The following is a 14736-nucleotide window of genomic DNA, read 5'->3' as shown; positions in this document are numbered from 1 at the left end:
GGCGCGCCTCCCGATAGCAGCCGCGAGCTGCGATCGGTGCCGAACCGTCATATCAGCCGGGCAGCTTGAGCGAATTGACAATCCGGTTGGCCGGCTTCCCGAATGCGAATTGCAGCAGATCCGTGTAGTTGGGCCAATCCTGGCCCGAGGCGAAAAAAACGGCCAAATACGCGACAGGAAGCATCAGTAAGATGTAACCGACGACTTCCTTGGCGCTCATCGATTTCAACATGCTGCGATCCCAGACCGCTTGAATGCCGAACAGCAGACATATAACGCCGATTCTTTCAAACATGGCAACGACGACCTCGAAGGGAAATATGTGGCACCTCGTACTCGTAGTATTCGATGCGGGGGGAAAAAATATGCGCCTGCTGACGGGGTGCCGTCCGGGTTACGGGCCGGATCGGCCCGCAAGCCGGACTGCCTGTTGCCAGCCGCGGCAACGGATGAGCCGCCATCGCGTCAGCGTTGTCGCGCCATCGCTTCCGCCGCATCGACCGTAGCTTGCAGCAGCATCGCGATCGTCACCGGCCCGACGCCGCCGGGAACCGGCGTAATCGCGCCGGCGCGGACCGCGCACGCTTCGTAGTCGACGTCGCCGACATTGCCCGGATTGTATCCGGCATCGATGACGACGGCGCCTTCCTTGATCCATTCGCCGCGAATGAACCGCGGCTTGCCGACGGCGGCGACGACGATATCGGCAGCGCCGACCGCCGCCGGCAAATCCACCGTCTGCGAATGGCAAATCGTCACCGTGGCGTTGCGGTTCAATAGCATCAGCGATACCGGCTTGCCGAGAATCGGGCTGCGGCCGACGACGACAGCCCGCTTGCCGGCGATAGGCAGCCGGTAGTAGTCAAGCAGCGCCATGATGGCCGCGGGCGTGCACGACGGAAAGGCGGCGACGCCGAACGCGTTCTGCGCGAAGCCGAGCATCGTGACGCCGTCGACGTCCTTGGCGATGCCGATCGCCTCGAAGGCGGCCCGCTCGTCGATACCATGCGGCACCGGGTGCTGCAGCAGGATGCCGTGCACCGCCGGGTCCGCGTTCAGCTCGCGAATCGCCGCGACCAGCTGCGCGGTCGTCGTCTCCCGTCCGAGCTGCACGAGCCGCGAATCGATGCCGAGCCGCCGGCAGGCGCTCCGCTTCATGCGCACGTAGGTAGCCGACGACGGATCGTCGCCGACCAGCACGGTGGCCAGGCACGGCGTCACGCCCGCTTCCGCGAGCCGCCGCACACGTACCGCCAACTGCTCCTTTATTTCTTTTGCCACCGCTTCTCCATCCAGTACGAGCCTGTTGTTCGTCATGCTCCATTCCTCCCGGTTATCGTCGAATAAAAACAGAAAGAGGCAAGGGGTGATATCCCCTTACCTCTGCCCAGGCGTCCGGCGCTTGCTGCTTCGCGCGCTCCCCCATGGTAATCCCATGTCAGTTCCGCCAGTTACGCGCGATTGTATTGCCTCTATTATACTTGATGCGCGCTGCGGGCGCAATCAAGGCCGCTACCGGTTCAGCAAGCTGCCCACATAGCGCAGCAGCTCGTTGGCGCACACCGGACAGTAGCCGTTGTCGTCGATCAGCCGCTTCGTCACTTCGTTGATCCGCTTTAGCTGCATTTCGTCCGGCGTTTTCGTCGACGTCGTAATTTTGACGACGTCCTTCAGGTCGGCGAACAGCTTCTTTTCGATCGCTTCGCGCAGCCGGTCGTGCGAGCTGTAGTCGAACTTCTTGCCTTTGCGCGAATACGTGGACATGCGAATCAATATTTCTTCGCGAAACGTTTTTTTCGCATTTTCGGAAATGCCGATCTGCTCCTCGATCGAACGCATCAGCCGTTCGTCCGGGTCCATCGTTTCGCCGGTCAGCGGATCCTTGATTTTGGCCCAGTTGCAGTACGCCTCGATATTGTCCAGGTAGTTTTCGAACAGCGTTTTGGCCGACTCCTCGTACGAGTAGACGAACGCCTTCTGAATTTCCTTCTTCGCCAGCTCGTCGTACTCTTTGCGCGCCGTGGAGATGAAGTTGAGGTAGCGCTCCCGCTCCTCGCGGGTAATCGACGGATGGCGGTCGAGGCCGTCCTTCAGCGCCCGCAGCACGTCGAGCGCGTTGATGCACAGCACCTCCTGGCGGATCAGTGCGCTGGAGATGCGGTTGATGACATACCGCGGGTCGATGCCGCTCATGCCTTCTTCGATGTATTCGTTCTGCATTTCCTTCAGATCGGCTTCCTTGAAGCCTTCGATTTCCTCGCCGTCGTACATCCGCATCTTCTTCACCAGATCGACGCCTTGCTTCTTCGTTTCCTTGAGCCGGGTCAAAATGGAGAAGATCGCCGCCGCCCGCAGCGAATGCGGGGCGATATGGATATGGTGCATGTCGCTTTGCTCGATCAGCTTGTAGTAAATTTTCTCTTCCTCGGAAACCTTCAAATTATAAGGGATCGGCATGACGATCATGCGCGATTGCAGCGCTTCGTTTTTCTTATTGGCGATGAACGCCTTGTACTCGGACTCGTTCGTGTGGGCGACAATCAGCTCGTCGGCGCTGATGAGCGCGAACCGGCCCGCTTTGAAATTGCCTTCCTGCGTCAGCGACAGCAAGTTCCACAGAAACTTTTCGTCGCATTTGAGCATTTCCTGAAATTCCATCAGCCCGCGGTTCGCCTTGTTCAGCTCGCCGTCGAACCGGTAGGCGCGCGGATCGGACTCCGACCCGTATTCGGTAATCGTGGAAAAATCGATGCTTCCGGTCAAGTCGGCAATGTCCTGCGACTTCGGATCGGACGGACTGAACGTGCCGATGCCGATGCGGTTCTCCTCGGAGACGAGCACCCGTTCCACGGGAACCTGTTCGATCCGCCCGTTAAATTCGGTGCGCAGCCGCATCTGGCAGGAGGGGCACAAGCTTCCTTCGATTTTGATGCCGAGATCGTGTTCGATTTCCGGACGCAGCTCCTGGGGAATCAGATGCAGCGGGTCCTCGTGCATCGGGCAGCCCTTGATCGCGAAGACGGCGCCATGCTCCGTGCGCGAGAACTTTTCAAGGCCGCGCTTGAGCATCGTCACGATCGTCGATTTGCCGCCGCTGACCGGACCCATCAGCAGCAAAATGCGTTTGCGGACGTCCAGCCGTCTGGCGGCGGAATGGAAGTATTCTTCCACCAGTTTTTCGACCGTGCGGTCGAGCCCGAATATTTCCTGCTCGAAAAACTTATATTTAACCTGTCCGCCGCTGTCGTCCGTACCGTGGGAAGCGATCATCTCATAGACGCGGGCATGCGCCGTCATGGCGAGTCCAGGCTGGCGCCTGACTTTTTCGATATATTCGGCAAAGGTTCCTGACCATGCAAGCTTTTCTTTTTCCGCCCGGTGCTCCGATATCCGTTTGAAAATATCCATGGGTACCTCCCTCCGTCTGCCGTATTAAATAGATATGCAGGCGCGGAGGATAAGTTTACCGAAAATTTGATCGGCCGCCGCAGCATAACTGACACTGCGGCGCCGTGGGAAATGCGTTTATTCGTTTTGTTCGAGCACCTTCAGCCTGGCGAACAGCGGCTTCAGCTCGACCGATATGCAGACAAGCAGCCCGGATTCGATCCGGTCGTCCTCATAGTCGACACAGGTCATGACATGCTCCAGCTTGTCCCCTTTCCACGCGTTCGAAGACGTCGTACGTCTCCGACTGCTCCCGGACCCGGTCCGGTTTTTTCCAGCCGTTTTTGTTTTCCTCGTCCTTGGGCATCTTCAAGGCCTCCCGCCTTCGCTGGCTTACATCGATCTTACCCATATTACATATTGAGGAAATTAATCTGTATATTGGAAAAATCTCGGCAGCCGCTCGTTTGATGTTTTTGGATGTTCCGCCGAGAATTATCCCAGTATAGAGAGGAACGATGTGCCCTGACCGGTTCCCTCTACCCCGAAAATTTCCGCGAGCGTCGCGGCGAGGTCGGAGAAAGAATTCCGAATGCCGAGCGACCGGGAATTCCGAAACTTCGGGCTGTACGCAAGAATCGGAACGTATTCCCGGGTATGATCCGTGCCCGGATAAGTGGGGTCATTACCGTGATCTGCGGTAATAATGAGCAAATCGTCGTAAGACAACTCGCGCAACAAATTCGGAATCCAGCTGTCAAATTGCATTAAGGCGTCGGCATACCCCGCCGGATCTCTGCGGTGTCCAAATTTCGAATCGAAATCGACCAGATTCGTGAACACCAACCCGTTCAAGTTCGTTCGCAGCAGTTGCTGCGTCTTGAGCATTCCGACTTGGTTGCTTGCTGTCGCAAACGAACGGGTAATTCCTTCGCCCGAAAAAATATCGTTAATTTTGCCTATGGCAACGACATCGAATCCCGACGTCGCCAACCGATTCAGTATGGTGGGAGCGGGCGGCTTGACGGCATAATCGTGCCGGTTGGCCGTACGCTCGTAACGGCCGGGCGCGCCGACATAGGGTCTGGCAATGACTCGGCCCACGCCGAATTCGTCTTGCAGCGTGAGCTCCCGTGCGATCCGGCACGCCCGATATAGCTCTTCCAGAGGAATGACCTCCTCATGCGCCGCGATCTGGAATACGCTGTCGGATGAAGTATAGACTATCCAAGCCCCGGTTTTTCGTTGTTCTTCGCCCAGCTGTTCCAGAATCTCAGTGCCGGAAGCCGGTGTATTTCCAATCACCTTGCGCCCGGTTCGGGATTCAAACTGAGCGATCAGTTCCTCGGGAAAACCTGCGGGATACGTCTTGTACTCGGTGTCGACGCGCAGACCCATCAACTCCCAGTGACCGGTCATGGTGTCTTTGCCCACCGAGGTTTCGGCCATTTTGCCATAGTAACTCAAGGGACGCTCCACCGCGGCAACGCCCCTGAGCGGCGCGATGTTCCCCAAACCCAGTATTTGCAGATTTGGAAGGGAGAACCCGGGCACTTGTTCGGCAATATGGCCAAGCGTATTTGCACCCGCATCGCCAAATCGGCTCGCATCCGGCAATTCGCCAATCCCTACGCTATCCAGCACGATCACGCATACTTTTGCGAATTTCACGCTCGCACCTCTCCCGCTTCAAGATTGCAGGACGGCGGTATACGCCTCCATGTTCCCGATTACGACCGTACGTCCGTCGGTTTTCGGGCGAATTGTCCCGGTCTTCCTGATATATTCCACCACATAATCCCGCTCGACAACACCTGTTGACCAAATCTTGTCGGCTCTCAGAAACTCCACGAAACCGTCCCCGCCCTTCATCAAAAACCCGCTTGCCGCAACCCGATACGTTGTCCCGTAATCAATCGGCTTCCCGCGAATCGTCGCTTCCACAACCCGGTTCCCGACTTCTCTATCGACATCGACGACCATCTTGAGACCCGACTGTTGGAGAACCCCCGCCTTCAACGAAGCGCTCTCTTCCAAAATTCTCATCAGATTTTCACCGGAAAACTCCATAATATAGGCGAGAGACGGGAAAGGATTCACATCAATGCATCGCCCTATCGTCGTGTCCCCCATCGCGAGGTCCGCCCGCATGCCTCCTCCCTGGTAGAAGCTGACGTCGACATCAAGCTGGCTGCGGACAGCGTCGGTCAACAGATTGCCGAGCGAGCATTCGCCGAAATAGTTTCGGGTAAATTTCCCCTCGGCAAACCCGATCACTTGATTGATTAACGTCTTCGACTGCTCTTCCCAATAGTCCACTCTCGCGGCAACCTGGGGATCGGGGTGAATGCCTGCAGTCAGCACAGGCTGCAGATACCCGTGATGGCCGACAACTTTATGGCGCTCACTGTCTACATGAAGCTTCAGAACACCGAGCACCGTCCCCAATGCCCGTGTCGAAACGATAATCGTCCCGGTGGTTGCGGCAACATACGGCGGATCGATATTTTTATGATTATGGCCGGCGATCAGCACATCAATGCCCCGGACATGACTCGCGATATACACATCTTCCTCAAAGTCCCGTTCCACGACCACTTCCCGGTCTTCGCTAGCCTGCTCGGCGGGCACCCCTTCGTGCGTCAAAGCCACAATCACGTCGACATGCGGTCTCAGCAAGTTGACATTTTCCTGCAATATGGCTTCCTGACTGCGAAACTCGATGCCTTCCGTGCATTGCCGGGAAATCGTTTCGTATCCTGCCTTCTTGCCGTGAATAGCGACAACGCCGATCCTAAGCCCGTTTTTCTCAATGATCTCATAAGGCTTGGCAAACTGCACATTCGTGTTTTCGTAATAAATATTCGCCGATAATATCGGAAAATTGGCGCAATGGATCAGCCGTTTCGCGTTTCTCCAGCCATGATCGAATTCATGATTGCCGAGCGCGGCGGCATCGTAGCCGAGCATATTAAACAAATCGATCGGAGCGGTTCCTTCCGTCAGCATGCTCATGGGGGAACCGGTAATGATATCTCCCGCATCCAGAAGCAGTGCCTCGGGGTCTTGGTCCCTGAATTTTTTGATGTATGAAGCCAAATACGCAATGCCGCCCATCATCGGGCTGTCCTTAACCCAAGTTGCCTTGACCGGCCTCTCCTGCGAATGGTAATCGTTCGTATAAAGGATGGTTAATTCTTTGATTGGATTCATTGCGACAACCTCCCTGTCGGCTTGCGGCGATCCAAGTCGTCCCCGATCAAACCAGATGTTCAAAATATCCTTTCAATTGCACCTTGATCGGCTCGACGGACAATGCGCCAGTCTCTTCCCACCAGTCGTCGACAAGGCGGCGCAACTGCGCCTTGATCTGCGCCCAGCGCGGATCGTCGGCCTGATTCCGCACTTCATCCGGGTCCTCCGCCAGATGGTACATTTCTTCCCAATTATCGTGATAGTAATAGATGTATTTCCACGCGGGCGTCTGGATCCCCCTGAATGGATGAAAGCCCCAATAAGCGCGATAATGCTCGAAGAAGACAAAATCGTTCTCTTGTACCGACATACTCTCCGCGGAATCGATCAGGGGCAGCAGCGACCCGCCTTCGAACGACGACGGAATCTTGACACCGGCAATATCCAGCAACGTCCCGGGAACGGCGGCGCTGGAGGTCAACCGATGTACAACGCCACTGTTGTCGCTACGGCCCGGAATGTGCAGCAATAGCGGCACCTCGTACAATTCCTTGTAAGGAACGACGCCTTTCAGCCGCAAGCGATGCGCTCCCTGCAAATCGCCGTGGTCGCTTGTAAAGAGGATAACCGTATTTTCGCGCAAGCCCCGCTGTTCCAGCAGCTCGAGGATGCGTCCCAGATGCCAATCCATCAGTTGGATCATCGTACGATATTTTTGCGCGTCTACGCGTACCGTTCGCTCGTCGAGCGCCGATTCTCCAATCGTGGCTCGCGCAAGTTGATGCGCAGGCTTCTTGGACAAGTCGTCCGATGTAAAGCTCGCCGGCACCGGCATCGACTCCAGCGGGTACTCGTTCGCGAAACGTCCGATGAGCTCGAACGGGCCGTCTCCAGGGTGCGGCGAGTTCCAGGAGACGACGGCAAAGAACGGCTTGTTCCCGTCGATACGGCGTAAATAGTTCATGGCTTTGGCGGTGGTGACGGCATCGATATGGCTGTAAGCCCGTTCATCTTCCGCATTTCCCCCGCCATAATCGAGATCGTCGCCAACCGGGCCGTCCGTTACCGTAAAGCCGTGCTCATCCAAGGGGGTATGCAAATGCCATTTGCCGAAATAGGCGGTTTCATAGCCGGCTTTAAGCAACTCTTTGGCCACGGTCGGCTGATCGGCGGACAAGGCGTGCCCGAGCTGATTGACTCCGACTTGATGGGGAAACCGGCCGGTCATCCACGTGGCGCGAGACGGCGTGCATTGAGCGCAAGTCGTGATATGCTTGTCGAACCGGATGCTGCATGCAGCAAGCGCGTCCAGATTCGGTGTTTTATAGCTCGCATCCAGGCAACCGATCGCGCGGCTTTGCTGCTGGTCGGTCATGATCCATAACAAATTCGGTCTGCCCAATTCCATCTCCCCTTCTTCGCTTCATTCGCTAAAGATGGCCATTTTGTTTGAACAATCTGGCATTTTGATTAAACGTGTGCTTGCCCGTCTTCCCCGGAGCGACCCAATCGGACTGCCCGGTCCCCGTAACTGGCAGTTTTGCGCCGTCCATGCCGGGATCCGCATACTGCAGGAACCAGTTCTCCATTTGAGTCTGCAAACGGTAAATCAAAGGCTGGGCTTCGGGATCGTCGTACAGGTTGACGCGTTCCCCGGGATCGTTCGACAAATCGTAACACTCATGCGGGCCAAACGGATAACGATGGATGTACTTATGCGTCTTGGTACGGATCATCCGCACAGGGCCATATTCGTCGTATATGACGACGAACTCGTTCTCGGACGTCGGTTCTCCCAGAAGAGCCCGCTTGAAGCTTCTCCCCGGCAACTGCCCCGCCGTCGGATGATCGACGCCCAAGTAATCAAGCAATGTCGGCATAAAATCGTACTGGCTGAGCAGCCCGGAATGGACCACGCCCGCCGGGATGACACCGGGATGTTGAAAAATCGCCGGCACCAGGACTGAATTTTCGTACATATTTTGCGGATACGTACCGTTGCCCTTGCCCCAGATGCCCTTCTGCCCGCAGCTGAATCCGTTGTCGCTCATGAAGCAGATCAGCGTATTGTCGCGCAAGCCCAGCTCATCCAATTTATCCAGAATTCTCCCGATTCCGTCATCCATGGCCGTCACTGCGGCGAAATACCCTTTGAGGTTGGCTCTTGAGTCGGTGCGGACGCTGGATGGGCTGGTCAGGCTAAGCGACCAGGGATGCTCCGGCTCTTGAGGACACGAATCGAACGGACAGTCGTCGTAGAGTCGGACGTATTCCTCCGGGTGTTCGCCCACCCACAGGTGATGAGGCGCCGTATAGTGAACGTTCAGGTAGAACGGGCGCTCCCCCCCGGCATGGCGCTCCAGGAAAGCGAGCGAGTCTTCGGTAATCAGCTCCGTCAAATAACCTTGTTCCCGCCGCACCTCTCCATTGCATACTATCTTCGGGTTCCTATAGCGTCCGCCGTCATAGACGCTTACGTACCAATGCTCGAAGCCCTTCTGCAGCTCGTAATCGTTCCCCATTCCCCACTTGCCGGACATGCCGCACGCGTACCCTTCCTGTGCCAGCAATTCCGAATAGGCCAAGTGGCCGTCCAGATAGCTGATTCGGTCGTTATCGGCGTCCCGCACAAAATCGTGAATTCCATGGCTGGACGGGATTTTGCCCGTAAGCACGGAAGCTCTGGCAGGCGAGCAAACCGGCGATGTGCAGAAAAACCGGTCAAACCGCATCCCTTCCGCGGCAAGACGATCCAGATGGGGGGTGAGGATCTCCTTGTTGCCGGCGCAACCAAGGGCCCAAGGCCCTTGGTCGTCGGACATGAAGAACACGACATTCGGTTTGTTCCTGCTCATTCCGCTCACTTCAGCAATCCCGCCGTCTGCAGCTGTTTTGTTCTTTCCTTCTGCACATCCGTGTATTTATACCGCTCGTTCAGCGTTTTCGCGTAATCGTCCCACTTGCTCATGCTTTCTTTGCCATAGATGAATTTGAGCGACATTTCCCGAATATAATTGCTGCCGTCATAGGAAAAACTCAAGGGCTGGTAGTAATAATTGGCAATCAAGTTGCCCTTGCTGCGGTCCGCGTTCATCTGTTCAAACGTTTTGAATTCCGCATCCTTAATGTTAATCTTTAATACGTCATGGCTGTTCACCAACCCGCCCATCGTGTACACATTGATATATTTGTCCTGGTCGGCATTGTATTGCGGGAGAAACTGGACGATCTTCCCGTTCTCACTTTTGTGATGGACGCCTTCCTGGCCAAAATCGATAAACTGGCCGCCAAGACCGCCCTTTAATCCGTCCCGATACTCATAATTCAGAATATCGATCGCCCGCTCCGCTTTCCCCGGCGTTTCAAGCACCTTCTTCGTTACCGCAGCGAAGTAGGAGGCGTCCGGCGAATCCGCATTATTTCCCGAGTATCCCTTCGGTCCCTTCAGCGGCGGAAGGTAGACCCAGTTCGCGTCGGGATTTGCTTTCTTGATATCCGCCAGCCAGGCATTGCCTTCGAACATCTTCTGCTGCGGCAGGAAGAGCGGCACCACGCCCGCCTTGCCTTGCGCCATCTTCTGCTTAAAGACGGCAAACGTGTTCGAAGCGATATCAGGGTCGATAACGCCGGCCTCTTTCAATTGAGCCATATACACAATGTATTGTTTATATTCATCCGATGTCGGGCCGAAGTGCAGCTTGCCGCTGCTGTCAATCCAATCCATCGGTACGCCGGGTTCGACGGATGCGAACTGCGGGAGCCCAAAGGAATTGGTCAGCGCGCTCATGTGGACAAAGTTCGGATCGTCGGTGGTGAAACCGAACGTATCATCCTTTCCGTTGCCGTCGGGATCGTTGAACGTGAAAGCTTTCAACACGGTCATGAACTCGTCGGTCGTCTTCGGCATCGCCAAGTGCAGCTTGTCGAGCCAATCCTTGCGGATGTACAACGCGTCGTAAGGACCGATGGGGTTCAAGTTGGGAACGCCGTAAATTTTTCCGTTCACGTTCGACAGCATCCATTGATTTTTATCCAGCCGATTTTTCAGCTCCGGATTTTTATTCAACAGATCGTCAAGCGGAATAATCGTGCCGCTCGCCGCATATCTCATCAGGTCTTGTCTGTTCAGGAAGACGAAGTCCGGCAAATCGTCCGCCGCCACCCGCGTACTAAATTGCTGTGCCCAGTTGTTGTAATCGCCGACCCCGATCGTTAATTTCAGATTCACATTCAAATCTTTCTTCAGCATTTGATCGATCGGATTATTTTCCGGGGGCTGGAACGGCCTGACGGAGAACCGTTCGTAAGTAAAATCGAACGTCTTGTCTTTGGAGGCTGCCGAGCCAGCCGGCTGCCCATCCGCACCGGCGTCCGTCTTCGATTGGCTGCAGGCCGATGCAAGCAGTAAAGCCGCGATCATGAAACACGGACTTGCTTTCTTCAGGAAATTCATCTGGTTACCTCCTTCAGTTTTTGCCACACCTGGAGTTCAAGCTTACCCTTTTACTGCGCCCAAGGTCGCCCCTTTGATAAAGTATTTTTGCAGGAACGGGTACAAGATCGCGATGGGAAGCGTGCTGACAACCACGCCCGCCATAATTAACGTTTCCGGCGACAGCGGCATCTCCTGCCCCATCATCAGGGAAGGATCGGGACTGGCGATCAGCTGCTTCAATGCCACCTGCAGGGGCAGCAACTCCTGTTTCGTAATGTACAGGGCGCCGTAGAAATACATGTTCCAGAAAAACACGGCATTGAACAGCGACAAAGTGGCAATGACCGGCTTGGACAAGGGAATGACAATTTTCAGAAAATACGTCAACTCCCCGGCGCCATCCACTTCTGTCGATTCTTCCAACTCCTGCGGCAACTGTTCGAGAAACGCCTTCGCGATCAACAGGTTGAACGGGCTGATCAGGAAGGACAGGATAATCGACCACAGACTGTTAAGCAAGCCCAAATATTTGACAATCAAATAAGAAGGAATAATGCCGCCGCTAAAAACGATGGTGAACACGACCAGCAGCACATAAACGTTTTTTCCCGGAACTTCCCTTTTCGCCAAGCCGTAGCCCATCGCCAGTGTCAGCATCGTGCTGAGAATCGTTCCGAAGAACGTAATATAGAGCGAATTCAACATGGATCTGGGTACGTTCGTACGGGTAAAAACATGGCTATAGGCCTCGAACGTCACGTGCCTGGGAATCAGGATGAACCCGCCGTGCTTCATGACATCGGCAAGCGGCGTTAACGATACCGATATGATATATAGGAACGGAAACACCGAGCCTATCGCGATAAGCAACAAAAAGAAGTAGTTCAACCATTGAAACCATTTTTCGCCCATACTCATGCTCATCTTTGTCACCCCCTTCACCAAATTCCCGAACCGGAAAACCGCTTGGATAGCCTGTTGGCTCCCCATACCAAAATCAAGGCGACGACCGACTTAAACAAACCGACGGCCGATGCAAAGCTGAACCTCCCTTCCATAATGCCGATTCGATAAACCCAAGTATCGATAATATCGCCTACGGAATAGACGAGCGGGTTATAGAACACCAGAATTTGTTCCATGCTCACATCGAGAATATGCCCCAGTCGGATGATAAGCATCAAGGTGATGACCGGCATCATGCACGGCAGCGTCACATGGATGATTTGGCGCCACTTGTTCGCGCCGTCCATCACGGCGGCTTCATAGAGGTGCGGGTTGATGCCTGTAATCGCCGCCAGGAAGATGATCGTACCCCAACCGGTTTCCTTCCACATATCCGTTCCGACCAGCACGCTGCGGAACCAATTCTCGGAAGTGATGAAACCGATCGTATCGCCCCCCAGCCCCTTGATGAGCTGATTGACCAGACCGCCGCTTTCGGACAGGAAGGCGAAGGCGATGCCGTAAATAATGACCCAGGACAGGAAGTGCGGCAAATAGATCAACGTTTGGACTGTTTTCTTGAACTTGGCCCTTGTGACTTCGTTGAGCAGGATCGCGACGATGATTGGGGGGAAGAACGTAAAGATGAGCACATACAAGCTGATGATCAACGTGTTGACCAATTTCTGAAGAAAATCCGGATTGCCGAGAAAATCGGCAAAGTGCTTGAAGCCGACCCACGGCCCGTCGAAGAAACCCGCCCCCAGCTTGTAATTCTGAAAGGAGATGATCAGACCGATCATCGGCAAATACTTGAAGACGACAAAATATAACAATCCGATATAAATGAACAGCAGCCGGTATTTGTAACGGTAAATCGTCTTGAGCATAGCGGCATCTCCTTGTTGACTCATTCTCCCTTGCTTGCCCTTAATACTACTTGACACATTCTCGAAAGAACATTCAAAATAAAACAATAACTTTCAGGATTCAACACAACGAAAGAAGGTTCGCTGTGAGAACGAGAGCGGCACGGTGGAAGCTGACGATCTTTGCAAAAATGTTCATCGTATCTGTTGCGCTCATTCTAGCCATGATTCTGCTCGTGAATTTCCTGTATTACCAGGACACCCGAAGCACGCTGTTAACCAATCAGATCGAAGACGCCAAACAGTTTACCGATAAGTCCAACGCCTATTTAAACCTGAACTTAAAAAACATTCAAAGCTTCTTCCTTTCCGTTGCGCGCGACAACCGATTGAAATCGGGAGACTATGCGCAATTCAATCAATGGTTGAACGACAATCTGATTCTGTTCATCCCGAATTCCAAAGGCATTCATCTGATGGAGAACGGCACGGTTGTCGCCAGTTCATCCCAAGTGGGGTGGCTGCTGGATGAAGATAACGAATTCAAGAAGCAAACGGCCGGAATCGCCAAGCCCAACCAAATATTTTGGTCCAAACCGTATTATTCCGCCGTCTCGGGGTATACGGTGTCTGCCATGATGCAAATTCCGCTGGAACCGCAAAAGAAAACGTTGTTGTTGACGCTGGACCTGGATTTGCCCAAGCTGTTCGATTCGCTGATTCCGAACGGAGCTGCTTCGAAATACGGCAAATTGCTGTTGCTTGACTCGGGCAACCAGCCGATATACGGCTCGGAGACGTTTGTCCGCTACGATTCATTCGCGAAGCGATATGAACTTCGCGGAATCGACGGCAACCTTTTTAGCCAAACCTGGTTGGTCAAGGAGGAGTCGAACCGGCAAAACTCGTACTTGTTCGTCAGGAGCAATGATAACCTGCTGTCCTGGCAAGTGGTGCGCGTCATAGATAAGACCGAATTGTTAAAGCCCTTGCAAAAAAAACTCGACTACATCGGTTTGTTAACCTTGTTGTCCCTGGCTTTGTCTTCGATCATCGCCTATACGTTGTCCCGATTTTTCGGCAATCCGATTCGAGTCATCGCCCGCTCGATGGACAAAGTGGGATTGGGACATTGGGATACGCAGATCGACGTGACGCGCAACGACGAATTGGGCTTGCTCGCTCAGCATTTCAACCGGATGACCGCCAAAATCCGTGACTTGATCGAGGAGTTGAAACAGACGGAGAAAGCCAAGCAACAATCCGATTTTCTCGCTTTTCAGACCCAAATTCGGCCCCATTTTATTTTCAATACGTTGAATTCGATCAGTATGGCCGCGAGGGAAGCCCAACCGGAGAAAGTGGATCGGCTGATTTCTTCTTTCACGGAAACGATTCATTACACGCTGGATTATTCTCCTTCACCGGTCACGTTGCGGGAAGAATTGCAAGCGCTGGCGAGTTATATCTTTCTGATGCAAATTCGTTACAACCATATTTTCTCTCTGGAAACGGACATCGAACCGTCAACCGAACAGCTCCTGTTGCCCAAATTTACGTTGCAGCCTATCGTCGAGAACGCCATCTTCCATGGATTTGCGCCGGTTCGCAAGAAGGGAACGTTATTCATCGGGACAGAAAGAGTGGGCGAAACATGGGAGCTTATGATCGAAGATTCCGGCAACGGGATGTCGGAAGAGCAGCTTGCCGCACTTCTTGACAGGCTGGAGAGACATCCTGCCGAACCGGGGGGCCATATCGGGCTGCGGAACGTGCACAGCCGGCTGAAGCTCATGTACGGGGACGCCTATCGAATGAAAATCGAAAGCCGGACGGATCAGGGGACACGGGTCATTCTCGCCTTCCCCGTTCGCGGGCAGGAAGGAGGCGACAAGCCGTGATCCG

11 protein-coding genes and 1 riboswitch are annotated in these 14736 nt (G+C 54.3%); of the genes, 1 reads left to right on the top strand and 10 read right to left on the bottom strand.

Translation table 11 applies throughout. The features are described from left to right. Positions 1-52: 52 nt before the first annotated feature. The 10 genes from EXY20_RS06425 to EXY20_RS06380 all read right to left on the bottom strand — a co-directional run bounded on the left by EXY20_RS06425 (position 53) and on the right by EXY20_RS06380 (position 12852). Complete coding sequence (locus tag EXY20_RS06425; protein ID WP_135548862.1) at positions 53-295, bottom strand: hypothetical protein; 243 nt, start codon at positions 293-295, stop codon at positions 53-55. Positions 296-465: 170 nt separating this feature from the next. Continuing rightward, entirely contained in the window at positions 466-1317 is an 852-nt protein-coding gene (locus EXY20_RS06420; protein WP_135548860.1) for a bifunctional 5,10-methylenetetrahydrofolate dehydrogenase/5,10-methenyltetrahydrofolate cyclohydrolase, read from the bottom strand. 61 nt (positions 1318-1378) lie between these two features. Next, a riboswitch (ZMP/ZTP riboswitch) is annotated at positions 1379-1465 on the bottom strand. A gap of 47 nt (positions 1466-1512) precedes the next feature. Continuing rightward, positions 1513-3408 (bottom strand): PrkA family serine protein kinase, encoded by a 1896-nt coding sequence (locus EXY20_RS06415; RefSeq protein ID WP_135548858.1) that lies wholly within the window; start codon positions 3406-3408, stop codon positions 1513-1515. Between the two features lie 474 nt (positions 3409-3882). Next, positions 3883-5058 carry a phosphopentomutase gene (locus tag EXY20_RS06410; RefSeq protein ID WP_135548856.1) on the bottom strand — a complete coding sequence of 392 codons (1176 nt, stop codon included), beginning with the start codon at positions 5056-5058 and terminating at the stop codon, positions 3883-3885. Between the two features lie 18 nt (positions 5059-5076). Then, positions 5077-6600, bottom strand: a complete 1524-nt coding sequence (locus EXY20_RS06405) for a bifunctional metallophosphatase/5'-nucleotidase (protein ID WP_135548854.1) — start codon at positions 6598-6600, stop codon at positions 5077-5079. A gap of 46 nt (positions 6601-6646) precedes the next feature. Beyond that, the gene (locus tag EXY20_RS06400) at positions 6647-7984 is read right to left on the bottom strand and encodes a sulfatase family protein (protein WP_167859027.1); all 1338 of its coding nucleotides are present in this window, start codon (positions 7982-7984) and stop codon (positions 6647-6649) included. Positions 7985-8012: 28 nt separating this feature from the next. Continuing rightward, positions 8013-9437, bottom strand: coding sequence for a sulfatase-like hydrolase/transferase (locus tag EXY20_RS06395; RefSeq protein WP_135548850.1), 1425 nt, complete (start codon positions 9435-9437; stop codon positions 8013-8015). 5 nt (positions 9438-9442) lie between these two features. After that, the gene (locus EXY20_RS06390; protein WP_135548848.1) at positions 9443-11035 is read right to left on the bottom strand and encodes a type 2 periplasmic-binding domain-containing protein; all 1593 of its coding nucleotides are present in this window, start codon (positions 11033-11035) and stop codon (positions 9443-9445) included. Positions 11036-11077: 42 nt separating this feature from the next. After that, a complete protein-coding gene (locus EXY20_RS06385; RefSeq protein ID WP_167859026.1) occupies positions 11078-11941 on the bottom strand; it encodes a carbohydrate ABC transporter permease in 864 nt (287 codons plus the stop codon). A 14-nt stretch (positions 11942-11955) separates the two neighbouring features. Continuing rightward, on the bottom strand, positions 11956-12852 hold the full coding sequence (locus tag EXY20_RS06380; protein ID WP_135548844.1) for an ABC transporter permease: 897 nt from the start codon (positions 12850-12852) through the stop codon (positions 11956-11958). Positions 12853-12977: 125 nt separating this feature from the next. Here EXY20_RS06380 and EXY20_RS06375 point away from each other — a divergent pair, with 125 nt between their 5' ends. Then, positions 12978-14732, top strand: coding sequence for a sensor histidine kinase (locus tag EXY20_RS06375; RefSeq protein WP_135548842.1), 1755 nt, complete (start codon positions 12978-12980; stop codon positions 14730-14732). Positions 14733-14736 lie beyond the last annotated feature (4 nt).

Source organism: Paenibacillus cymbidii (assembly GCF_004764705.1).
In the GTDB taxonomy this organism is placed as follows: domain Bacteria; phylum Bacillota; class Bacilli; order Paenibacillales; family NBRC-103111; genus Paenibacillus_AN; species Paenibacillus_AN cymbidii.
The sequence above is the reverse complement of the archived record's forward strand: the minus strand, read 5'-3'. Positions and strand labels throughout refer to the sequence as shown.

Bases quoted from the DNA above. Each gene is read 5' to 3' on its own strand.
- EXY20_RS06390 (WP_135548848.1), bottom strand. From the start codon at position 11,035: ATGAATTTCCTGAAGAAAGCAAGTCCGTGTTTCATGATCGCGGCTTTA.
- EXY20_RS06425 (WP_135548862.1), bottom strand. From the start codon at position 295: ATGTTTGAAAGAATCGGCGTTATATGTCTGCTGTTCGGCATTCAAGCG.
- EXY20_RS06405 (WP_135548854.1), bottom strand. From the start codon at position 6,600: ATGAATCCAATCAAAGAATTAACCATCCTTTATACGAACGATTACCAT.
- EXY20_RS06395 (WP_135548850.1), bottom strand. From the start codon at position 9,437: ATGAGCAGGAACAAACCGAATGTCGTGTTCTTCATGTCCGACGACCAA.
- EXY20_RS06420 (WP_135548860.1), bottom strand. From the start codon at position 1,317: ATGACGAACAACAGGCTCGTACTGGATGGAGAAGCGGTGGCAAAAGAA.
- EXY20_RS06380 (WP_135548844.1), bottom strand. From the start codon at position 12,852: ATGCTCAAGACGATTTACCGTTACAAATACCGGCTGCTGTTCATTTAT.
- EXY20_RS06415 (WP_135548858.1), bottom strand. From the start codon at position 3,408: ATGGATATTTTCAAACGGATATCGGAGCACCGGGCGGAAAAAGAAAAG.
- EXY20_RS06385 (WP_167859026.1), bottom strand. From the start codon at position 11,941: ATGAGCATGAGTATGGGCGAAAAATGGTTTCAATGGTTGAACTACTTC.